This is a genomic window from Pseudomonas sp. B8(2017), assembly GCF_002113575.1.
GTDB lineage: Bacteria > Pseudomonadota > Gammaproteobacteria > Pseudomonadales > Pseudomonadaceae > Aquipseudomonas > Aquipseudomonas putida_Z.
This window is the reverse complement of the sequence record NZ_NEIO01000026.1, coordinates 18602-39265: the sequence shown is the minus strand read 5'-3', so window position 1 is coordinate 39265 and position 20664 is coordinate 18602. Positions and strand designations below refer to the sequence as shown.

General features: G+C 62.5%; 16 protein-coding genes, 5 tRNA genes and 1 pseudogene. 13 read left to right on the top strand and 9 right to left on the bottom strand.

The window, feature by feature from the left end; translation table 11 throughout:
* Positions 1–594: 594 nt before the first annotated feature.
* Positions 595–1941 (bottom strand): class II 3-deoxy-7-phosphoheptulonate synthase, encoded by a 1347-nt coding sequence (locus CAG22_RS24850; protein WP_003247094.1) that lies wholly within the window; start codon positions 1939–1941, stop codon positions 595–597.
* Positions 1942–2057: 116 nt separating this feature from the next.
* Between CAG22_RS24850 and CAG22_RS24845 the strand changes: the two genes are divergently transcribed.
* A complete protein-coding gene (locus CAG22_RS24845) occupies positions 2058–2813 on the top strand; it encodes a spermidine synthase (protein WP_025338183.1) in 756 nt (251 codons plus the stop codon).
* A 406-nt stretch (positions 2814–3219) separates the two neighbouring features.
* Positions 3220–4933: pseudogene (locus CAG22_RS24840) on the top strand (DEAD/DEAH box helicase).
* 152 nt (positions 4934–5085) lie between these two features.
* Here the strand turns inward: CAG22_RS24840 and CAG22_RS24830 are convergent.
* A complete protein-coding gene (locus CAG22_RS24830) occupies positions 5086–5853 on the bottom strand; it encodes a class III extradiol ring-cleavage dioxygenase (RefSeq protein ID WP_085706364.1) in 768 nt (255 codons plus the stop codon).
* A 101-nt stretch (positions 5854–5954) separates the two neighbouring features.
* On the opposite strand from CAG22_RS24830, the gene CAG22_RS24825 reads away from it, so the two are divergent.
* Positions 5955–6605, top strand: a complete 651-nt coding sequence (locus CAG22_RS24825) for a thiopurine S-methyltransferase (protein WP_085706363.1) — start codon at positions 5955–5957, stop codon at positions 6603–6605.
* A gap of 169 nt (positions 6606–6774) precedes the next feature.
* Here the strand turns inward: CAG22_RS24825 and htpX are convergent, their stop codons facing one another.
* Both htpX and CAG22_RS24815 read right to left on the bottom strand, forming a co-directional pair.
* Positions 6775–7662: a protease HtpX gene (gene htpX / locus CAG22_RS24820; RefSeq protein ID WP_003259721.1), complete on the bottom strand. Its 888-nt coding sequence runs from the start codon at positions 7660–7662 to the stop codon at positions 6775–6777.
* Positions 7663–7954: 292 nt separating this feature from the next.
* The gene (locus tag CAG22_RS24815) at positions 7955–9166 is read right to left on the bottom strand and encodes a pyridoxal phosphate-dependent aminotransferase (protein ID WP_013971543.1); all 1212 of its coding nucleotides are present in this window, start codon (positions 9164–9166) and stop codon (positions 7955–7957) included.
* Between the two features lie 167 nt (positions 9167–9333).
* Here CAG22_RS24815 and msrB point away from each other — a divergent pair, with 167 nt between their 5' ends.
* Positions 9334–9729: a peptide-methionine (R)-S-oxide reductase MsrB gene (gene msrB, locus CAG22_RS24810; protein WP_085590101.1), complete on the top strand. Its 396-nt coding sequence runs from the start codon at positions 9334–9336 to the stop codon at positions 9727–9729.
* Positions 9730–9742: 13 nt separating this feature from the next.
* Complete coding sequence (locus tag CAG22_RS24805) at positions 9743–10231, top strand: glutathione peroxidase (RefSeq protein WP_015269382.1); 489 nt, start codon at positions 9743–9745, stop codon at positions 10229–10231.
* Here CAG22_RS24805 and CAG22_RS24800 read toward each other — a convergent pair.
* Positions 10221–12578, bottom strand: a complete 2358-nt coding sequence (locus tag CAG22_RS24800) for a response regulator (RefSeq protein WP_085706362.1) — start codon at positions 12576–12578, stop codon at positions 10221–10223. The two genes, CAG22_RS24805 and CAG22_RS24800, sit on opposite strands and share 11 nt — an antisense overlap.
* A gap of 204 nt (positions 12579–12782) precedes the next feature.
* Here CAG22_RS24800 and CAG22_RS24795 point away from each other — a divergent pair, with 204 nt between their 5' ends.
* Positions 12783–13670 (top strand): ATP-binding protein, encoded by an 888-nt coding sequence (locus CAG22_RS24795; protein ID WP_085706361.1) that lies wholly within the window; start codon positions 12783–12785, stop codon positions 13668–13670.
* Positions 13671–14153, top strand: coding sequence for a GAF domain-containing protein (locus CAG22_RS24790; protein ID WP_003260813.1), 483 nt, complete (start codon positions 13671–13673; stop codon positions 14151–14153). It abuts the gene before it with no gap.
* 127 nt (positions 14154–14280) lie between these two features.
* On the opposite strand, the gene CAG22_RS24785 is transcribed toward CAG22_RS24790, so the two are convergent.
* The gene (locus CAG22_RS24785; protein ID WP_085664907.1) at positions 14281–15048 is read right to left on the bottom strand and encodes a hypothetical protein; all 768 of its coding nucleotides are present in this window, start codon (positions 15046–15048) and stop codon (positions 14281–14283) included.
* A 377-nt stretch (positions 15049–15425) separates the two neighbouring features.
* Between CAG22_RS24785 and CAG22_RS24780 the strand changes: the two genes are divergently transcribed.
* The 5 genes from CAG22_RS24780 to CAG22_RS24760 all read left to right on the top strand — a co-directional run bounded on the left by CAG22_RS24780 (position 15426) and on the right by CAG22_RS24760 (position 15986).
* A tRNA-Glu gene (locus CAG22_RS24780) sits at positions 15426–15501 on the top strand.
* 4 nt (positions 15502–15505) lie between these two features.
* A tRNA-Gly gene (locus CAG22_RS24775) sits at positions 15506–15581 on the top strand.
* A gap of 89 nt (positions 15582–15670) precedes the next feature.
* A tRNA-Glu gene (locus CAG22_RS24770) sits at positions 15671–15746 on the top strand.
* 3 nt (positions 15747–15749) lie between these two features.
* Positions 15750–15825 (top strand) — tRNA-Gly (locus CAG22_RS24765).
* Positions 15826–15910: 85 nt separating this feature from the next.
* Positions 15911–15986 (top strand) — tRNA-Gly (locus CAG22_RS24760).
* Between the two features lie 203 nt (positions 15987–16189).
* On the opposite strand, the gene CAG22_RS24755 is transcribed toward CAG22_RS24760, so the two are convergent.
* On the bottom strand, positions 16190–18379 hold the full coding sequence (locus tag CAG22_RS24755; RefSeq protein WP_139833522.1) for an autotransporter outer membrane beta-barrel domain-containing protein: 2190 nt from the start codon (positions 18377–18379) through the stop codon (positions 16190–16192).
* Between the two features lie 361 nt (positions 18380–18740).
* On the bottom strand, positions 18741–19184 hold the full coding sequence (locus CAG22_RS28300; protein WP_139833520.1) for a hypothetical protein: 444 nt from the start codon (positions 19182–19184) through the stop codon (positions 18741–18743).
* A gap of 199 nt (positions 19185–19383) precedes the next feature.
* Between CAG22_RS28300 and CAG22_RS28815 the strand changes: the two genes are divergently transcribed.
* The gene (locus CAG22_RS28815) at positions 19384–19518 is read left to right on the top strand and encodes a hypothetical protein (RefSeq protein WP_256573549.1); all 135 of its coding nucleotides are present in this window, start codon (positions 19384–19386) and stop codon (positions 19516–19518) included.
* A gap of 44 nt (positions 19519–19562) precedes the next feature.
* Here CAG22_RS28815 and CAG22_RS24750 read toward each other — a convergent pair whose 3' ends face one another.
* Positions 19563–20654: a fimbrial protein gene (locus CAG22_RS24750; RefSeq protein ID WP_139833519.1), complete on the bottom strand. Its 1092-nt coding sequence runs from the start codon at positions 20652–20654 to the stop codon at positions 19563–19565.
* Positions 20655–20664 lie beyond the last annotated feature (10 nt).

The window sequence follows — 20664 nt, the reverse complement described above, 5'->3', positions numbered from 1 at the left end:
GCGCGTCCTCCCGGGAGCAGGCCCGTAGCGAGGGGACCCCGGAGCGAAGCGGAGGGGCCGGATGATGGGAGCCGACGGTTTTTGGTTCCTTTTTGCCACGACAAAAAGGGACCCGCCGTAAGGGCGGAAAGGTGATTTTGCGCCACCATCGCGAATGAATGTCTGCTTGGTTTGGATGCCCACATCCTAAAAGCCAAAAGCCAAAAGCCAAAAGCCAAAAGCCAAAAGCCAAAAGCTTAAGCGCCGGTTTTGATAGGGCGAACAGTCCATTTGCGATGGCGACGCTGGCTCACCCTTCCGCCCTTACGGCGGGTCCCTTTTTGTCGTGGCAAAAAGGAACCAAAAACCGTTCGCTCCCATCATCCGGCCCCTACGCTGCGCTTCGGGGTTCCCTCGCTACGGGCTCGCTCCCGGGAGTACGCGCTGCAGGCCCCATCCATGGGGCCTCAGCGCTTGACGGGCATCCATGCCCGTCACCTCCCTCCGCAAGCCCTTCGCTCGGCCTCCTGAAGTCGCAATCGGCGGCGCCTGAACTATCGCGCGCCTAGAAGCAAGATCAAAAGCGAAAAGCGAAAAGCGAAAAGCGAAAAGCACTCAGCGCCGCACCTGCTTGAGGGTTTCGGCAATCAGGAACGCCAGCTCCAGGGACTGGTCGGCATTCATCCGCGGGTCGCAGTGGGTGTGATAGCGGTCGGACAGCGCATCCTCGGTGATCGGCCGGGCGCCGCCGATGCATTCGGTGACGTTCTGCCCGGTCATCTCGATGTGGATGCCGCCGGCATGGCTGCCCTCTGCCTGGTGCACCTGGAAGAACTGTTTCACCTCATCCAGGATCTGCGCAAAGTCGCGGGTCTTGTAGCCGCTGCTGGCCTTGATGGTATTGCCATGCATCGGGTCGGAGCTCCACAGCACCTTGCGCCCTTCGCGCTCGACCGTGCGGATCAGCCCCGGCAGGTGGTCGCCGACCTTGCCGGCGCCCATGCGCACGATCAGGTTCAGGCGCCCGGGGTCGTTGGCCGGGTTCAGCGTGTCGATCAGGCGGATCAGTTCTTCGGGGTTCATGCTCGGGCCAACCTTCACCCCGATCGGGTTGTGCACGCCGCGCAGGAACTCCACATGGGCACCGTCCAGCTGGCGGGTGCGGTCGCCGATCCACAGCATGTGCGCCGAGCAGTCGTAGTAGTCGCCGGTCAGGCTGTCCTGGCGCACGAAGGCTTCCTCATAGTTCAGCAGCAGTGCTTCGTGGGCGGTGAAGAAGCTGGTTTCGCGCAGCTGCGGCGCGCTGTCCAGGCCGCAGGCGCGCATGAATGCCAGGGTTTCGTCGATGCGGTTGGCCAGCTGGTGGTACTTGTCGGCCAGCGCCGAGTTGGCGATGAAGTCCAGGTTCCACTTGTGCACCTGGTGCAGGTCGGCAAACCCACCCTGGGCGAAGGCGCGCAGCAGGTTGAGGCTGGCAGTTGCCTGGTGGTAGGCCTGCAGCAGGCGCTCCGGGTCGGGGATGCGGCTTTTTGCGTCGAAGCCGATGCCGTTGACGATGTCGCCACGGTAGGCGGGCAGGGTGATGTCGCCGATGGTTTCATCGCCCGATGAGCGCGGCTTGGCGAACTGCCCGGCCATGCGCCCGACCTTGACCACCGGGCAGCCGGCGGCGAAGGTCATGACGATGGCCATCTGCAGCAGCACCTTGAAGGTGTCGCGGATTTTCGCCGCCGAGAACTCGGCGAAGCTCTCGGCGCAGTCGCCACCCTGCAGCAGGAAGGCGCGGCCTTCGGTGACCTCGGCAAACTGCCGGCGCAGCTCGCGCGCCTCGCCCGCGAACACCAGCGGCGGGTAGCTGGCCAGGGTCTGTTCGACCTTCAGCAGGTGCGCGGCATCGGGGTAGGTCGGTTGCTGCTGGATCGGCAGGGCGCGCCAGCTGTCGGGGCTCCACGGTTGGTTCATCTCGGGCTCGGTCTTGTCGGTTGTAGGCTATGGGCCATGGTAACAGTTGGCGCTGCGCTTGTTGCATCGAGGGTGTTGACGGACAATGCGCGTTTTTGCGCGGGTGGGTGGTGAGCATGGCGGCGGAACGGGAAGAGCGGCTACTGGCACGGGTGGAGGACGCCTTTGGCGTCATCAGCGTGTATGAAGTCGACGACTACCGCTTTCTGGAATTCGGCGATGCGATCGAGCAGAGCTGCGTGTTCACGGCCGACCCCAGCTGGCTGGAGTACGACTATACCCGCGCCATGCTGGTGGGGGCGCTGTGCCACGAGCAGCCGGAGAGCGCGCTGTTTCTAGGCCTGGGTGCCGGCACGCTGACCCAGGCCTGCATGAAGTTCCTGCCGCTGGACGACATCGAGGCCATCGAACTGCGCCCGGACGTACCGCGCCTGGCCATGGAGTATCTGGGCCTGGACGACGACCCGCGGCTGTATGTACGTATCGGCGATGCCCTGGAGCTTTTGCCCACGGCGGAGAAGGCCGACCTGCTATTCGTCGACCTGTACACCGACCATGGGCCGGGGGTCGGCCACCTGGCGTGGAACTTCCTGGAGAACTGCCAGCAGCAGCTGAACCCGGGTGGTTGGCTGGTGATCAACCAGTGGGCCACCGACGATGGCAAGCCGCTGGGCGCGGCGTTGCTGCGCGGGTTGTACCACCGGCATTACTGGGAGCTGCCGGTGAAGGAGGGCAATGTGATCCTGCTGGTGCCGGCGGACCTGGAGCAGACGCTGGACCTGGATGGGCTGAAAGCCCGGGCCGAGGCGCTGGCGCCGCGCCTGGGGTACAGCCTCGAGGGGCTGATCCGCGAGATTCGGCCGGCTACCTGATGAATCTGTGGCGAGGCTGCTGGCCCTATCGCCGGCAAGCCAGCTCCCACACCGACCGCGTTGGCCTCAAGCCATGCGCTGTCCCTGTGGGAGCTGGCTTGCCGGCGATGAGGCCGATACAGGCAATAAAGAATTATCGATTCAGCTCCAGGTAATTGATGGCCCGACACTGGCCAGGCACCCTGAAAATATTCCTCACGTCTGCGCACGATTTCGGGTATAGTACGCGCCGGTCTTTTAGCGGACCGCAAAATCAGGTGGTGCAAACCCTCCGAGTCCAGCTTCGGCTGCACGTCCGCTAGGCGGACTTTCCCACGTTTTCTTTTTCAATCGTTTTCGCAAATCCCCGCCGCCAAAGCTGCCTGGGTGACCTGTCGGTCTTTCATGGCTTGTGCAGCTTTGGAGCATGGGTCTTTGCGGATGCACCTAGAGGCAGACCCATGACCCAGGAAACCGGCGGCTTCGCCGCTCTCGATCTCAATCCGAATATTGTTGCTGCCGTTCTGGCGACCGGCTACGAAGAGCCGTCCGCCATTCAGCAACAATCGATCCCGATCATCCTCGCCGGTCACGACATGATCGGCCAGGCGCAGACTGGCACCGGCAAGACCGCTGCCTTCGCCCTGCCGATCCTCAACAAGATCGATGTGAGCAAGCGCGAACCGCAAGCCCTGATCCTGGCGCCAACCCGTGAGTTGGCGCTGCAAGTTGCTACCGCTTTCGAAACCTACGCCAAGCAGATGCCGGGCGTGAACGTGGTCGCCGTCTACGGTGGTGCCCCGATGGGCCCACAGCTGCGAGCGATCCGCAACGGCGCGCAAATCGTCGTGGCCACCCCGGGCCGTCTGTGCGACCACCTGCGTCGTGACGAAAAAGTCCTGTCGACCGTGCAGTACCTGGTACTGGACGAAGCCGACGAGATGCTCAAGCTGGGCTTCATGGACGACCTCGAAGTGATCTTCGATGCCATCCCGGCCAGCCGCCAGACCGTGCTGTTCTCCGCCACCCTGCCGTCGTCGATCCGTTCGATCGCCGAACGCCACCTGCGCGAGCCCAAGCACGTCAAGATCCAGAGCAAGACCCAGACCGTTACCGCGATCGAGCAGGCCCACCTGATGGTCCACGCCGACCAGAAGATCCCGGCTGTGCTGCGTCTGCTGGAAGTGGAAGAGTTCGACGCGCTGATCGCCTTCGTGCGTACCAAGCAAGCCACCCTGGACCTGGCCTCCGCGCTGGAAGCCAAGGGCTACAAGGCTGCCGCTCTGAACGGCGACATCGCCCAGAACCAGCGTGAGCGCGTGATCGACTCGCTCAAGGATGGCCGCCTGGACATCGTTGTCGCTACCGACGTCGCTGCCCGTGGCCTGGACGTACCGCGCATCACTCACGTGTTCAACGTCGACATGCCGTACGACCCGGAGTCCTACGTACACCGTATCGGCCGTACCGGCCGTGCTGGTCGCGATGGCCGTGCACTGCTGCTGGTCACCCCGCGTGAGCGCCGCATGCTGCAGGTGATCGAGCGCGTAACCGGGCAGAAAGTTGCCGAAGCCCGCCTGCCGAATGCCCAGGCCGTGCTGGACGCCCGCATCAAGAAGCTGACCTCGAGCCTGGCGCCGCTGGTTGCCGAAGCGGAAGCCACCCACGGCGAGCTGTTCGACCGCCTGACCGCCGACCTGGGTTGCAGCGCGCGTGCCCTGGCTGCTGCCCTGCTGCGCAAGGCCACCAATGGCCAGGCGCTGGACCTGGCTGCGGTAGAGCGTGAACAGCCGCTGGTGCCGAGCTTCGCCCCGCGTGGTGAGCGTACCGAACGTGGTGAGCGTGGCGAGCGTCCGGAGCGTGGTGACCGCGAGCGCCGTGCGCCGATGCCGCTGGCCGAAGGCCGTGTGCGTTGCCGTACTGCCCTGGGTGCCCGTGACGGCATCGCTGCCAAGAACCTGCTGGGCGCGATCCTCAACGAAGGTGGCCTGGCCCGTGACGCCATTGGCCGCATCCAGGTGCGCGACAGCTTCAGCCTGGTCGAGCTGCCGGAAGATGGCCTGGAGAAGCTGCTGTCCAAGCTCAAGGACACCCGCGTGGCTGGCAAGCAGCTGAAGCTGCGTCGCTACCGCGAGGATTGATCCTGGCGCAATGAAAAAATCCCCGGCTTTGGCTGGGGATTTTTTTTGCCTGTGCCGGCCTCTTCGCGGGCTTGCCCGCTCCCACAGGTGCATCACAGCTCTCAAGGCCTGTGGAGGACCTGTGGGAGCGGGCAAGCCCGCGAAGAGGCCCTTCAGTCGAACCGATAAATGTCCATCCCCAACGCCCCCAGGGTAAACCCCTGGTGCACCACCCCGACTTTGCCCCCAGCCCCCAAGGCAAAGAACAGCGGCAGGAAATGCTCATCACTGGGATGGTTACGCACCGCAAACGGCGCCTGTTGCCGATAACCCAGCAGCGCTTCCTGATCATCCGCCCGCAGCTTTTCCACCACCCAATCCCTGAACGCCAGTGCCCAAGGCTCGATCACGTCCGGCCCGGCATGCCAGTCCAGTTCGCCCAGGTTGTGGGTAATGCTGCCCGAGCCGATCAGCAGCACGCCCTGGTCGCGCAAACCCGCCAACGCCTGGCCTACCTTGACCTGCAGCGCCGGCCCCATGTGGCTGGGCAGTGAAACCTGCACCACCGGAATATTCGCATCCGGGTACATCAGCGACAGCGGTACCCAGGCGCCGTGGTCGAACGGCCGCTGCGCGTCCAGCCGGGCAGGCAGCCCGGCAGCCTGCAGCAGTTCACTGACCTGGCCGGCAAGTGTGGGGTCGCCCGGCGCCGGGTACTGCACCGCATACAGCGCCGGTGGGAAACCGTAGAAGTCATGCCAGGTCTCTGGTCGTGCGCTACCGGTAACCAGCAGTTCGCGGCTTTCCCAGTGCGCCGACACCACCACGATCGCTTTCGGCCGGGGCAGGGCGTTGGCCAGCCCGGCCAGCGCCGGCCCGCTGGCGCCGGGTTGCAGGGCAAGCATGGGGGAACCATGGGAAATGAACAGGCTGGGCAGCATGGCAGGGTCCTGACGGTTAAGATGCACTCATCTTCGATCAACTACAGATCGGAATCCAAACCAACTTTTACCGACAAACCATCTAAAAATCGGGAGTGATCATGGAGCCAGCGTTCTGGCAGCAGCGGTGGGCCGACAACCAGATCGGCTTTCACCAGGCGCAGGTGAACCCCTATCTGCAGAAGTATTGGCCAGCGCTTGGCCTGGCGCCGGGCAGCCGCGTGCTGGTGCCGTTGTGCGGCAAGAGCCTGGACCTGGCCTGGCTGGCTGGGCAGGGGCACCGCGTGTTGGGCGTAGAGCTGTCGCGGCGGGCGGTGGAGGCTTTCTTCCGCGAGCATGGGCTTGAAGCCGAGGTGCAACAGCGCGGGGCTTTCGAGGTTTGGCGCAGTGGTGACGTGGAGCTCTGGTGTGGGGATTTCTTTGCGTTGCAGGCAGGGGATATCGGCGACTGCGCGGGGCTGTATGACCGGGCGGCGCTGATTGCCTTGCCGGCGCAGATGCGTGTGGCTTACATGCAGTTGTTGTCGGGCTTGCTGCCGGCGGGTTGCCAGGGGGTGGTGGTGACTCTGGATTATGATCAGGCTTTGTTGGGCGGGCCGCCGTTTTCGGTCGGGGATGAAGAGCTGCGGCAGGGGTTTACCGGGTGGCAGGTGGATGAGCTGGAGGCTGTGGAGGTGATTAAGGAAAGCCCGAAGTTCCTGCAGGCCGGAGCTTCCAGTTTGTTGGAGCGGGTTTACCGGGTCAGCCGATGACAGGTGTGTAGCCTGCACCGGCCCTTTCGCGGGTGAACCCGCTCCCACAGGTACTGCACAATCCTCAAGGTATGTGGTGAACCTGTGGGAGCGGGCGAGCCCGCGAAGAGGCCGGCACAGGTGTACAAAAAAGGGCGACCGAAGTCGCCCTTTGTTTTTACCGGTTGGATCAACCGCGACGGCGCAGGGCCTCGATACGGTCTTCCAGCGGCGGGTGGCTCATCAGCAGCCCGGCCAGGCCGTGCTTCAGGCCACCATTGATGCCGAAGGCCTTCATGGTGTCGGGCATGTGCACCGGCAGGCCTTGCTCCACGCGCAGGCGCTGCAGGGCGCCGATCATCGCCGCGGTACCGGCCAGCTGTGCACCGGCTTCGTCGGCGCGGTATTCGCGGCGGCGCGAGAACCACATCACGATCATGCTGGCCAGAATGCCCAGGATCAGCTCGGCAACGATGGTCGCCACGTAGTAGGCAATGCCCTGGCCTTCTTCGTTCTTGAAGATCACCTTGTCGACGAAGTTGCCGATGATGCGTGCGAAGAACATCACGAAGGTGTTCACCACGCCTTGCACCAGCGCCAGGGTGACCATGTCGCCGTTGGCCACGTGGCCGATCTCGTGGGCCAGCACTGCCCGCACTTCATCGGGCGAGAAACGCTCCAGCAGGCCCTGGGACACGGCTACCAGTGCGTCGTTGCGGTTCCAGCCAGTGGCGAAGGCGTTGGCCTCGTACGCCGGGAAGATACCCACCTCGGGCATCTTGATGCCCGCTTCACGGGACAGCTCTTCGACCGTTTGCAGCAGCCACTGTTCGTGGCGGGTGCGCGGCTGGCTGATGATCTGGGTGCCGGTGGTCATCTTCGCCATCCACTTGGAGATGAACAGCGAGACGAGGGAGCCGGCAAAGCCGAACACGGCGCAGAACACCAGCAGGCTGCTGAGGTTCAGGTCGACCCCGTTGGCGGCCATGAACCCGTTGAAACCGAACAGGCTCAGGGTAATGCTTGCAACCAGCACCACCGCGAGGTTGGTGGCTACAAACAACAGAATGCGCATCATGGTTGTTACGTTCTCCTGACGGATGAGTTGTCGCTTACTGCGGGGTATATAAGGTGCCGGCCGTGCCGATTCAATCGGGCGACTATTTCAAACTGTGTACGGCGGAGTATGGCAGAGGATGGCGCGGGGGCTGTGGGATAGAGCGTTGCAGGATGTAAGAAACGTCCTGTGGGGTTTTGGGGCTGCTTTGCAGCCCATCGCGACACAAGGCCGCTCCTACAACTGATCGCGTAATCCTGTAGGAGCGGCCTTGTGTCGCGAAAGGGGCGCAAAGCGCCCCCAGGGCCATCACTTACTGCGAATAACCCTTCAGGAAATTCCCGATCCGGCCAATCGCCGCCTCCAGGTCATCCACCCGCGGCAAGGTGACCACGCGGAAGTGGTCCGGCCACGGCCAGTTGAACGCCGTACCCTGAACGATCAGCAGCTTCTCCGACAGCAGCAGGTCGAGCACGAACTTCTCGTCGTTGTGAATCGGGCAAACCTTCGGGTCGATCTTCGGGAATGCATACAGCGCACCCATCGGCTTGACGCAGCTCACGCCCGGGATGTCGTTCAGCAGCTCGTAGGTGCGGTTGCGCTGCTCCAGCAGGCGGCCCGGCGGCAGCACCAGGTCGTTGATGCTCTGGTAGCCGCCCAGCGCGGTCTGGATGGCATGCTGGGCCGGCACGTTGGCGCACAGGCGCATGTTGGCCAGCATGTCGATGCCTTCGATGTAGCTTTGCGCGTGGTGCTTGGGCCCGGAGATGATCAGCCAGCCGGAACGGAAGCCCGCCACCCGGTACGACTTGGACAGGCCGTTGAAGGTCAGGCACAGCAGGTCGGGGGCCAGCGAGGCGGTGCTGATGTGCACGGCTTCGTCGTACAGGATCTTGTCGTAGATCTCGTCGGAGAACACCACCAGGTTGTGCTGGCGGGCCAGTTCCAGCATGCCCAGCAGCAGCTCTTTGGAGTACACCGCGCCGGTCGGGTTGTTCGGGTTGATGATCACCAGGGCCTTGGTGTTCGGGGTGATCTTGGCCTTGATGTCCTCAAGGTCGGGGAACCAGTCGGCCTGCTCGTCGCACAGGTAGTGCACCGGCTTGCCGCCGGCCAGGCTCACGGCGGCGGTCCACAGCGGGTAGTCGGGGGCCGGGATCAGCACTTCGTCGCCGTTGTTGAGCAGCGCCTGCATCGACATCACGATCAGCTCGGACACACCATTACCCAGGTAGATGTCCTCGATACCGACGCCTTCGATCTGCTTCTGCTGGCAGTACTGCATCACCGCCTTGCGCGCGCTGAACAGGCCCTTGGAGTCGCTGTAGCCCTGCGCGGTGGGCAGGTTGCGGATCACATCCTGGAGGATTTCGTCAGGCGCCTCGAAGCCAAACGGCGCCGGGTTGCCGATGTTCAGCTTGAGGATGCGGTGGCCTTCCTCTTCCAGGCGCTTGGCGTGCTTGAGCACTGGGCCGCGAATGTCGTAGCAGACATTGGCGAGCTTGTTCGATTTGCTGAACTGCATGATGGGATCCCGATTGAGAAAACGCGCTACGCCCCGCCGAAAGGTTTGAAAGGGCAGGAAGCGGGTGCCAGACTGAACGCCTGGCACACGAAGCCAACTAATATACGTGCCACCCGCGCCCCGGAAAAGACGGTGCGCAGTGAAATTCAGCCTGCCGAGGTCCCTACATGCAAAAGATCGAGAAAACCCTGGAACAATGGCGGTCGATGCTCGACCCCGAGCAGTACCAGGTGTGCCGCCTCAAGGGCACCGAGCGGCCGTTCAGCGGCAAGTACAACAGCGAGCGCCGCGACGGCATCTACCATTGCATCTGCTGCGGCCTGGCACTGTTCGATGCGCAGACCAAGTTCGATTCCGGCTGCGGCTGGCCGAGCTTCTACGCGCCCATCGAGGAAAGCGCGATGATCGAGATCCGCGACACCTCCCACGGCATGATCCGCACCGAAGTCACCTGTGCCCGCTGCGATGCGCACCTGGGCCACGTATTCCCCGATGGCCCGCCACCGACCGGCCTGCGCTACTGCATCAACTCGGTGTGCATCGACCTGCGCCCGCGCGACTGACCGGAGCCCGACCATGGCTGGATCGATACTGGACATCCCCTGTGTGACCCTGGGCGGCGAGCACAAGAAGCTCGGCGACTTCCCCGGCAAGGCGCTGCTGGTGGTCAATACCGCCAGCCAGTGCGGCTTTACCCCGCAGTACAAGGGCCTGGAGCAACTGTGGCAGGCCTACCGCGCACGCGGCCTGGTGGTGCTGGGCTTCCCCTGCAACCAGTTCGGCAAGCAGGAGCCGGGCGATGCACGGGAAATTGCCCAGTTCTGCGAGCGCAATTTCGGCGTGAGCTTCCCGCTGTTCCGCAAGGTCGAGGTCAACGGCCCCGGCAGCCACCCGCTGTTCGTCGAACTCAAGCAGCGCGCCCCGGGCATTCTGGGCAGCCAGAAGATCAAGTGGAACTTCACCAAGTTCCTGGTCGACCCGGCCTCTGGCCAGGTAACGCGCTACGCCCCCACCACCAAGCCGCAGGCCCTGGAAGCGGACATCGAGCGCCTGCTCAGCCGTTGACCGGCACCCAGTGGTCGACCAGCGCCAGCAGCTCTTCACGGCGGAACGGCTTGGCCAGGTAGTCGTTCATGCCCGCTGCCCGGCAGCGCTCGCGCTCCTCGGGCATGGCGTTGGCCGTGAGGGCGACGATCGGCAGGTCGGGCCAGCGGCCGCTCTGGCGGATGCGCCGGCTGGCCTCGTAGCCGTCCATCACCGGCATGTTGCAGTCCATCAGTACCAGGTCGAATTCGTCCTGTTCCAGTAGCTCCAGGGCCTCGGCGCCCTGGGTGGCCAGCTGTACCTGGCAACCGAGCTTGGCCAGCATGCCCTTGGCCACCAGCTGGTTCACCGGGTTGTCCTCCACCAGCAGGATGCGCGCGCGGCCTTGTTCCAGGGTGATGGCCGGGGTGGCCAGCGGGTGTTCGGGCTCGTGGCCCTGCAAGGTGCGGCGCAAGGTCTGGTACAGGGCGTTGCGCGCCAGCGGCCGGGCCAGCTGGTGCAGGGGGGCGAGGGTGACCGACTGTTCGCTGGGCAGGAAGTTGCCGTAGGCGGTCACCAGCAGGATCGGTGTCTTCAGTGCCGGGCGCAGTTCGAACAGCTGGTCCAGGCTGTCGGTGATCAGCAGGTCAATGGCCGTGGCGTCCAGCCCCGCGCTGCTGTCATGGTGCTGATAGGCAAGGCCCCAGGCGGGCAAAAGGTCCTGCAACAGTTCATCGAGCCCGCTGCCGGCCGCGCTCAGCGCAGCCACGCGCCCGTGCAACGGTGCCGGCGGGATGGCTTCGGTGTGCACGGCCAGCGGCAGCTCGGCGGTGAAGCGGCTGCCGAAGCCCGGGTCGGACTTGATATGCAGGTGGCCCTGCATGGCCTTGCAGAGGTTGCGTGTCAGCGCCAGGCCCAGGCCGGTGCCGCCGTACTGGCGGGTGATGCCGGCGCCGGCCTGGGTGAACGGCTGGAAGATCCGCGCCTGGGCTTCTTCGGGGATGCCGATGCCGGTGTCGCGCACTTCCAGGCGCACACCGCCGACGATGGTCGCCAGGCGCACATCCACGCGGCCGAAGCGGGTGAACTTGAGGGCGTTGGACAGCAGGTTGCTGACGATCTGCCGTACCCGCGTGGGGTCGCCAAGCACGCTGCTGGGGAAGTCGCGGGCGATCAGGCAGGTCAGCTCCACGCTTTGCGCGGTGTTCTGCGACAGCAGGTTGGCAGTGTCCTCGACCATCGAGCCCATGTCGAACGGAATGCGCTCCAGCTCCAGCTGGCCGGCATCGAACTTGGACAGGTCGAGAATATCGTTGAGCAACTCCACCAGTACCTTGCCCGAGTCATGGGCAATCGCCAGCTGCTGGCGTTGTTCGCTGGGCAGCGGGCTGTCCAGGGCAAGGGCGATCATGCCGAGCATGCCGTTGAGCGGGGTACGGATTTCGTGGCTCATGTTGGCGAGGAAGGCGGCGCGTGCCTGGGCCATGTCCAGCGCCCGGCGACGGGCTTCTTCCAGCTCCTGGTTGGACAGGCTCAGGCTGCTGTTGCTGGCCTTCAGCTCGTTGGTGCGTGCCGAGACGATATCTTCCAGCTCGTTGAGGTACTGGGTCAGGCGGTTTTCCGCGGTGCGCCGCTGCTCGATCTCGGTGGCCATGCTGACGAACTGCTGGTTGGCGACCTTCACCAGTACGCCGATCTCGTCGTGTTCGTGGCCGTGCGGGCAGGCCACGCGGGTTTGCCGGGGCTTGCGCGGGTCGCTGCCGCTGAGCGCGCCGATCACCGTCACCAGCGGCTTGGTCAGCATCATGTAGAACAGCGCCAGGAGGATGCCGGTCAGCACCAGGCTGCGGGCGAAACCGTTGAGCAAGGTGATGCCGGCACGGTCGAGAAAGCGGCTGCCGAAGGCGTAGGTGTCCACCTCCAGGTACAGGGTGCCGAGGTATTCCTCGGGCATGTGGGTCAGGTACAGGCGTTCCTTGAACTGGCGCTGGTCGCCAAACAGGAAGTCGCTGAGCGGCCGGTAGCGGTCCTGCAGGCGCGGCCGTTCGACGTCGGCCAGCACTGTTTCGTTGTTGTCGATCAGCCGCGCACGGATGATCGCCGGCGATTGCAGCAGGCCGCGGGTCAGCTCCAGGGCCAGTTCCGAGTCGATGTTGTAGGCGATGCGCGAGGCCGGGTTGTGGCTGATTTGCAGCAAGGCACGCACTTCACGGTTGATGGACGCGTCTTCGCTGGCATAATCGATGCCGATCTGGAAGAGACTGAGCAATGTTCCCAGGATGAAGCCGACCAGGACTGTCAACCGGGCTTGCTTGTATGACAGGCGATTGGTGAACTTGATATCCATGTGTCCCGAGCCGGTTTCACGTCCCTTGCGCTGCGCAAGCATAGCCGAATAGCCCCGGCTGCTGGTGGGTCTGTCTGTTCATTTCAGTTGATTGCCAAGCGGGGGCCGCTTTGCGCCCCTTCGCGGGATTGCCCGCTCCCACAGGTATATCACTGCCCTCGAGATTTGCAGTGTACCTGTGGGAGCGGGCAAGCCCGCGAAGGGGCGCGCAGCGGCCCCAAAAAACTGAAATTCGTAGGAGTCGTCATGGACGCTCGCTTGATTGCTTTCCTGGACCGCGCCGAATCGGTACTGGCCCGCCTCGAACCCCTGTTGCCGGCCCAGCGCCCGAACATCGACTGGGCCAACACCCTGGCCGCGCGTTGGCAGCGCGATGGCCGCAGCGGCTACCTGCTGCCGCTGGAAGTCAGCCTGGACATCCGCCTCAGCGACCTGATCGGCGTCGACCAGCAGCGTGACCAGCTGGGCCGCAACACCCATCAGTTCATCAACGGCATGCCGGCCAACCATGCACTGCTGTGGGGCTCGCGCGGCACCGGCAAGTCGTCGCTGGTACGTGCCCTGCTGGCCGAGCACGCCGGTGCCGGCCTGCGCCTGATCGAAATCGAACGCGACCACCTGGCCGACCTGCCACGGGTGGTCGAGCAGCTGCAGAAGTTGCCGCAGCGCTTCATCCTGTTCTGCGATGACCTGTCGTTCGAAGCCGGGGAGGGCGACTACCGGGTGCTCAAGAGCGTGCTCGACGGCTCGCTCGAGCAGGCCCCCGACAACGTGCTGCTGTACGCCACCTCCAACCGCCGCCACCTGGTGCCGGAGAAGGAGAGCGACAACGAGAACTGGAAGCGCGTGGACGGCGAGCTGCACCCCAGTGAAGCGGTGGAAGACAAGATTGCCCTGTCCGACCGTTTTGGCCTGTGGCTGTCGTTCTACCCCTTCACCCAGGAACACTTCCTGAACGTGGTCGAGCACTGGATCGGCCAACTCGCGCGAACTGCCGGCCTGGCCTGGCAGCGCAGCGAAGAACTCGACATCCTCGCCGTGCGCTGGGCCACCGGCCGCGGTAACCGTAATGGCCGTTGTGCCTATCAGTTCGCCCGCTACTGGGTCGGGCTGCAATTGCTGGAGCAAAAGTAAATGATCGACCTCAATGCCAGTGGCGCCGGCCTCGACGGCTACAACCTGCTGGCGGCGCAAGTGCAGGCGCTGTTTGCCGACGAGCGTGACTTCATCGCCAATGCCGCGCAGTTTTCGGCATTCCTCTATAACCAGGTGGACGACCTGAACTGGGCGGGGTTCTACCTCAACCGCAACGAAGAGCTGGTGCTGGGCCCGTTCCAGGGCCAGGTGGCGTGCGTGCGCATCCCGTTCAGCAAGGGCGTGTGCGGGGCGGCAGCGGCCACCCGGCAGACCCAGCGGGTCGAGGACGTGCATGCGTTCCCGGGGCACATTGCCTGTGACAGCGCGTCCAACAGCGAGCTGGTGATCCCGTTGGTGAAGGAGGGCAGGTTGATTGGTGTGCTGGACCTGGACAGCCCGAAGCTTGGGCGCTTCAGTGAGGCGGATCAGGTGGGGCTGGAGCGGTTGGCGGCGATTTTTCTGGAGCTGACCGACTGCTGATGGTCGTTGCCTGTACCGGCCTCTTCGCGGCTAAAGCCGCTCCCACAAGGATGGCATCAAGCCTGAAGGCAGTGCGGTCCCTGTGGGAGCGGCTTTAGCCGCGAAGAGGCCAGTACAGGTTAAAGCATCAGTCGTACATCACCTTCTTCTTCCAGGTCTCTTCCTCATCGGTCTTGAGCCCCTGGGTCAGTTCATTCTGCTCGTCCTCCGCCGGGGCCATGCGGTCCAGCACCTGGGCGTTGGCCCGGGCCAGCAGCTTCTCCAGGTACGTCAGCTGCTCTTCATATACCTTCGGCTCCGGCTGCTTGCGCAGGTACTGCACGCCGCGCTCGAAGGCCAGGCGCGCCTGGCCTGGCTGGTTCTGCTGCAGGGCCTGCTGGCCGAGGTTGTTGAAGAACTCGATATGCAGCAGCACCAGGATATGGCGGATTTCCTTGATCCATTGCTTGGCCTCGGGCGTGGGCAGGAAGCCCTCCTGGGCGGCGCGGGTCACCTGGTTGTGCAACGCCTCCAGCAGGAAGCGGACATCCTTGGCCTTGATCTCGGTCTGGATCGGGTTGGGCGGGTTGTTTACCGGAATCTGCCCGCCCTGGGCAATCAGCCTCTCCAGTTCGGCGATGCGCGCCTTGATCTCGGCATTGTGCTTGTCCATCGCCAGTTGACGCTGGTTGAGGTTGAGCTCCAGGCGGGTCAGCAGCAACTTAAGCGCCGGGGTCATGAACTGGCCGGGGAAGGTCTCGGTGATTTCGCCACAACGGCGCAGGCGGTCGGCCAGCTCGACCTTCATCCGGGCGCGCTCGAGCTTGCCGTTCTCGACCACATTGTTTAGGTAGCCGATCACGATCAGCAACGCGATACCCGCCACGATGAGCAGGGTGATCAGAAGTGGTGTCACCGTTAATGCCTCATTGAAGAAGAATTACAGCTTTGAGTGTAGTGAGTTTGCCGGGGGGCGAATAGCGGCTATATGCCTGTACCGGCCCTTTCGCGGCTAAAGCCGCTCCCACAGGTACGGCGCTGCCTTCAAGCTGCGCACGGTCCCTGTGGGAGCGGCTTTAGCCGCGAAAGGGCCGGCACAGGATTGCCTCTCTTTATATCGGCAACCCATCCCGCATCTGCACCCCAACTCACCCGGAAGTCATTGATTTAAATAAATTTCTACAAAGGGGTTGACGCCTGTCCGAACCATCCATAGAATGCGCGCCACTTGCAGCGTAAAGCACACAGCGAAACGCGGCAGGGAGTGAAAGCAGGCAGTAATGCCAGCAGCGTGTCCCCTTCGTCTAGTGGCCTAGGACACCGCCCTTTCACGGCGGTAACAGGGGTTCGAGTCCCCTAGGGGACGCCAAATTGCGGGAATAGCTCAGTTGGTAGAGCACGACCTTGCCAAGGTCGGGGTCGCGAGTTCGAGTCTCGTTTCCCGCTCCAGTTTCTCCGGCAGCGCTTCGGCGAGGCAGGAAAAGAAAATCCAGGCTGAATCGTGAGGTTCAAACCTGGTGCACTGAAAAGTGTCGTGTGTCCCCTTCGTCTAGTGGCCTAGGACACCGCCCTTTCACGGCGGTAACAGGGGTTCGAGTCCCCTAGGGGACGCCATTTGCGGGAATAGCTCAGTTGGTAGAGCACGACCTTGCCAAGGTCGGGGTCGCGAGTTCGAGTCTCGTTTCCCGCTCCAGTTTAAATACTGTGGCGTCTATGCGGTGCAGTGGTGGTGAAGGTCTTCAAGGCGCTTCACGCCGATAGCGGTAAAGCTTCACAATGCGGGAATAGCTCAGTTGGTAGAGCACGACCTTGCCAAGGTCGGGGTCGCGAGTTCGAGTCTCGTTTCCCGCTCCAATTTAAAAAAGCCACTCTTTCGAGAGTGGCTTTTTTTTTTGGCCATCATTTCTGTAGCGCAGCAGCCTATCGGCCGAATGCCTGTTTGTCGCTATCACGGCATGGCAATGTCGGCTTCAGGAGGGGAGGAGGGGGATCTTGAAGCTGTCATGGGGTAACTCCTCAATAAAAAGGGGAGGCAAATGCCTCCCCGTATTCGTGTATTACCAGCTGTAACGCAGCCCGGCACTTACGCCCCAAGGCTGTTCTATCTTTTCGCCGTGGCTGTAGTCGAACTCGGCATGTGCCTGCCACTGCTCGGCCCAGGCCACGGATACACCTGCGCCAAACTCTGCGCGCGAGCCGGACAGGTCGTTCTTGAACGTGTTGTCGTTGACCTTGACGTCGTTGTTCTGAGCAAACTCGTGGGCCAACGCCGCCTTCAGGTAAGGTTGCACGCTGCGGCCCCGGCCCAGATCGAAGTCACGGCCAGCTACCGAGCCCAGTTTCGCCTGCAGCGAGCGGGCACTGTCGCCATGGCCACGCATGCCGTTGTCCAGGGTTATGCTCTGGCCTTGCACGGCCATTGCCGAAAGCTGCCCGTAGGGTTCGATGAAGTAGTCATTGGCCAGGCGCAGGTGGCGGCCGAATTCCACCGAAGCGCCAAACCCATTGCTGTCGTAGTCCCCTTTGGCCTGCTTGCCATCGCTCAGGCGTACATCGGCCTGGTTCTGGTAGCGGTTGAACTTGGCCACCGCGTCCAGGTAGTAACCGTTTTGCGGTTGCAGCCAGGTTGCATAGGCACCGACATGGTAGCTGTCGACCTTGCCCGAGGCACCGCGAGGCAGGTTGAGGTCAGAGTTGCTGTAGCCGGCAGTTACCCCGGCAAGCCAGTTGCCATCGCCCAGCGGCAGCGGGGTGTCGGCACCAAACGACAGGCCTTGCTGAGTTTGCTGGTAGCCTGTGCCAGCGCTGGAGGACACGTTGAACTTGTTGCCATAGCTGCGCATCCACGCACCGGTCTTGCCGGTGTCGCGGCGGATTTCACCCATGCGGCTGCGCAGGGTCGTGAGTTCGCCATACCACACGGTCGGGGCACTGTTGAACAACCCCAGCAGGGTTTGCGTGCCGGGGCTGACGGTGCGGGTGGTGGTGTCGAGGTACCAGTCGTTGCCGTCTGCACTCTGTTTCAGGCTGTAGGAGTAGGCGCCGAGGTCTACTGGCCCCCCTTCCAGCGAAAACTGCGCATCGCCGCTGGCGGTGTGCACCAGATGCAGGCTGCTTTCGGCCTGCGGGTCGCTGCCGCTGCTGCTGACCAGCAGCTGGTGGTTGCCGGTGGCGTGCCCGGTAACCTGCAGATGGTCGGCTTCGCCAGTGTCGAATTTGACATCCATGATGAACTTGCCGCTGCCTTCAAGGTTGGCTACCGACAGGGTATTGAAGTCGCCTGCTGCGGCACCGAGCCGGATGGCCCCGCCGTTCATGGCCAGGTCGTTGAGTTTGGCGTCACGGCTCAGCGTCCACTCGGCCTGGCTGTTGATGGTCAGTTTCTCGATGTTTTCCAGGTTGCCCTTGAGGGTGCTGCCGTTTTCCAGGGTGAGATCGGCGCGCCCGCCCTGTTCGGCAACGATGTCGCCCACCAGGTGGCTGGCGCTGACCCTCAGCGTGGCGTTGCCGTCAGCGGCAATCGACACCAGGGGGCCGCTGCCGGCGCTCAAGGTCGAGCCATTGAGGATGTCGATGCTGGCGTTGACCGGGTTGCCAGCCCCAGCGCCGACCACGATGGCAGAACCGCGCTCACCGATAACACTAGTACCGTCCAGCACGATGCTGCTCGGCCCGGAGGCTTGGCCACGGACATTGGTAACGCTGATGCCTTCCTGGCCACCGCTGATGATGCTGTTGCGCGCATTCAGCGTGCCGCCCATCAACACTGCGCCCTGGGCTGTGCTGTTGGTACCACGCAGTTCGCTGTTTTCCAGTGTCAAGCTGCTTGCGTTCAGGGTGGCACCCCGCAGCGCGCCACTGATCCGGCTAGTCAGAGCAGTGACCTGTGAGCCACCGCGGGCACTGATGCCCTGGTTTCTGGGCCCGCTTATCGTACTGTCACGAAGGGTGGCGGTGGTGCCGTCCAGTGTCATGCCACTGGCACCACCGGCCCCGGTCACGGTGGTGCCGTTCAACTCCAGGGTCGAGCCCTTTTCGCCGTCGATCTCATTGGTGACAGCGCCGTTGGCGGTAAGTTTGGCGCCATGCACGTGATAGCTGTCGAGGGGTGCAGCGCTATCGATCACCGTATCTTTGGTAATGGGAATAGCGGCCTCGGCGGTGTTGCTGAACAGCAACATGGCGCTGGCAGAGGCTATGGCCACGGCTATAGCCGTATATCGCCCAGGATGGATGCAGGCGTTCATCATGGTCTCTTCCTCGAACTTAAGTGATGCAGATGGAATCTGCAGGCACCTTAGTCGGAATTCCCGGTGTTTTATGTAGGAAAAGTCTGATCAATGATTTGGCTGAGTAGAGAAAATCGGGTGCAAGACTTTATGCACCCGATATTTCAAGCCGCCTCAAATTTCACATGTTCCACCAGCCCCACCAATATTCACCACGGTATCAAACGGTGCAGAGCTGACTTTCGTGGATTGGTAAGTGAATGAATAGAACCCCCTTCCACGGCCCCTGCGTCGGCCATCTACGTCCTCGTAGATCGGTAGAATATGTTTTTCGTAAGGCTCGATGCGCCATACAAAGCCGGTAACAGGGTGGTCAGCATCAATTTTTACTATTTCTTCTTTCACATGTTCCGGGGGAGCGGGGTATCACCAGTCTCCCCCAATAAAGTCGCCAAATCAGTGTTATCTCTGCACCTGCCGATAGATTGAACTTGCTCAAGTCTGGCACTTGCAGGCGGAAGGCGGGAGGAGCTGTCGGATTGTCTGGGTCTTTCAGCGACTTGCAGACCAAGCGGCCATTATCTTGGTTCAAGCCCAAGAACTCAGGCTTGGGTGCAACAACGATTACCGCCTCGACTTTAACCTCGGTTGCAGGCGCGTTTTGGGCGTTACGGCCGTCCTTGTCACTGATTGCGTAATGCACGGGCAGGGCGGCGGCATTGCCTGCTTTTTCGATGTCGGACCAAGGAATTTCCACTTCGATGGGAGATGCATCACCGGTATCCACCATATAGTCTTTTCCAGCGACATGTTCACCATTCAAGATTTACAACCAGATATTCGGGTTCGACGCAGTCAACAACATCACAACACTGACGACGAGGGATACCGACAAGAAGCTGCACAGGACCAAGTATCAATTCGAGAATGCTGACGATCCGGCGCAACTTACAGGTTATACGCATGATCCTGCAGATGCTCCACCTCAGGCATTCGAACTGGAGTATGACGATTATGGCAACATGACCGATGATGGCCAGGGTCTCAAGATGACCTACAACGCACTCAACCAGCTGATCAAGGCGCAGCGTGACGATGAAGTTCAGCACTATATATACGATGCCAAGGACATTTTGAGCGGTACCCTCAGCGATTGATGCCCGGAGCTTTCCCGGCACCTGCAACAGGTGCCGGGAGCATTTCATCGGTAACGCAAGGTGAACTTCACCGCACCTTCGGCTTTACCGGCCTTGACGTGTGCGCCGGTTTGAATGAAATGGGCGCCAAACCTCAGGGCCATGTTGCCAGGGCTGATCGGCAGCAGCTTGACCTCGCGCTTCAGAGGCATCGGGCTACCATCTTTGACCACTTGTATGGCGATACCGGCGGTGCCGGTGTCATCGTTGCTCAGGCTCATTACGCCGTTTTCCGGGTCGAGTGGGCGTGAACCATTGGTCGGATCCAGTTCGATGGACACCTGTGTAAGGCCTGCCGGGTCGGTCTGACAACTGGTCAGGGCAATCTCGAAGGCTGCGGTAGGGGTGGTGAATGGCGGGCCGGTAAAGTCGCTGCGCTCCCATGACCCCAAGTCTACCGGATTGGGTTTTACCGGGTCGCCGGCGATCTGGCACTGTGCCTGAACGACGGTGGCGGCAACCCGGTACTGGAACACTTCGCCAATGCCATCGAAGTCCTGAAAGCTGCGGAATAACAAGGAATCGACAGCATGCACCCCTGGCGCGATGTCGCCGGTCTTTATCAGGGTTATATCGTTGTACAGCACGCCACCCACCTCGACCCCCAAGCCGTTCGGCCGGTTCAGGCTGGAGCTGAAGGGAACCACGGTGTGGCCCTGATCCGGGTCGAAGTAGTTTTTTGCAGAGCCGTTGAATGGGACTGAAAGCTCCACCCTGGCACCGATGCCTTCGACGTTGGTCTTGAGCACGTGGCCATCCTCGAACGGTGGCAAGGGGTCGAGGAGAACGCTTTCAGCTACGAACCTGTAGCGCATGGGGGTTGCAGGCTTTCCGTCGAGGCTGACGCAGCGCAGGTCCAGACTGGAGCTCCCGTCGACAATCGTGAAGCCGCCTTTGACCTCACCGATAACGCTGCCCTTTGGTGCATCTCTGGCAATGTGAACGGTGTTCAGGTTGCGCGTGAACACCATGGGTGGGCTACCTGTCCCGCGCCAGATGCAGTAATTGTTCGGGTCCGCTAAGGCCAGCGCGGGGGCAGCGTGCAAGGTGAGCGAAGCCAGCAGGCCAATGCACGCGGCATGACTAAGAAGTTTCATGTGTGCGATC

What these genes read in the sequence shown, in the direction of transcription:
- CAG22_RS24850 (WP_003247094.1), bottom strand. Translation starts at nt 1,941, where the DNA reads ATGAACCAACCGTGGAGCCCCGACAGCTGGCGCGCCCTGCCGATCCAG.
- CAG22_RS24845 (WP_025338183.1), top strand. Translation starts at nt 2,058, where the DNA reads ATGGCGGCGGAACGGGAAGAGCGGCTACTGGCACGGGTGGAGGACGCC.
- CAG22_RS24830 (WP_085706364.1), bottom strand. Translation starts at nt 5,853, where the DNA reads ATGCTGCCCAGCCTGTTCATTTCCCATGGTTCCCCCATGCTTGCCCTG.
- CAG22_RS24825 (WP_085706363.1), top strand. Translation starts at nt 5,955, where the DNA reads ATGGAGCCAGCGTTCTGGCAGCAGCGGTGGGCCGACAACCAGATCGGC.
- htpX (WP_003259721.1), bottom strand. Translation starts at nt 7,662, where the DNA reads ATGATGCGCATTCTGTTGTTTGTAGCCACCAACCTCGCGGTGGTGCTG.
- CAG22_RS24815 (WP_013971543.1), bottom strand. Translation starts at nt 9,166, where the DNA reads ATGCAGTTCAGCAAATCGAACAAGCTCGCCAATGTCTGCTACGACATT.
- msrB (WP_085590101.1), top strand. Translation starts at nt 9,334, where the DNA reads ATGCAAAAGATCGAGAAAACCCTGGAACAATGGCGGTCGATGCTCGAC.
- CAG22_RS24805 (WP_015269382.1), top strand. Translation starts at nt 9,743, where the DNA reads ATGGCTGGATCGATACTGGACATCCCCTGTGTGACCCTGGGCGGCGAG.
- CAG22_RS24800 (WP_085706362.1), bottom strand. Translation starts at nt 12,578, where the DNA reads ATGCTTGCGCAGCGCAAGGGACGTGAAACCGGCTCGGGACACATGGAT.
- CAG22_RS24795 (WP_085706361.1), top strand. Translation starts at nt 12,783, where the DNA reads ATGGACGCTCGCTTGATTGCTTTCCTGGACCGCGCCGAATCGGTACTG.
- CAG22_RS24790 (WP_003260813.1), top strand. Translation starts at nt 13,671, where the DNA reads ATGATCGACCTCAATGCCAGTGGCGCCGGCCTCGACGGCTACAACCTG.
- CAG22_RS24755 (WP_139833522.1), bottom strand. Translation starts at nt 18,379, where the DNA reads ATGAACGCCTGCATCCATCCTGGGCGATATACGGCTATAGCCGTGGCC.
- CAG22_RS28815 (WP_256573549.1), top strand. Translation starts at nt 19,384, where the DNA reads ATGACCGATGATGGCCAGGGTCTCAAGATGACCTACAACGCACTCAAC.
- CAG22_RS24750 (WP_139833519.1), bottom strand. Translation starts at nt 20,654, where the DNA reads ATGAAACTTCTTAGTCATGCCGCGTGCATTGGCCTGCTGGCTTCGCTC.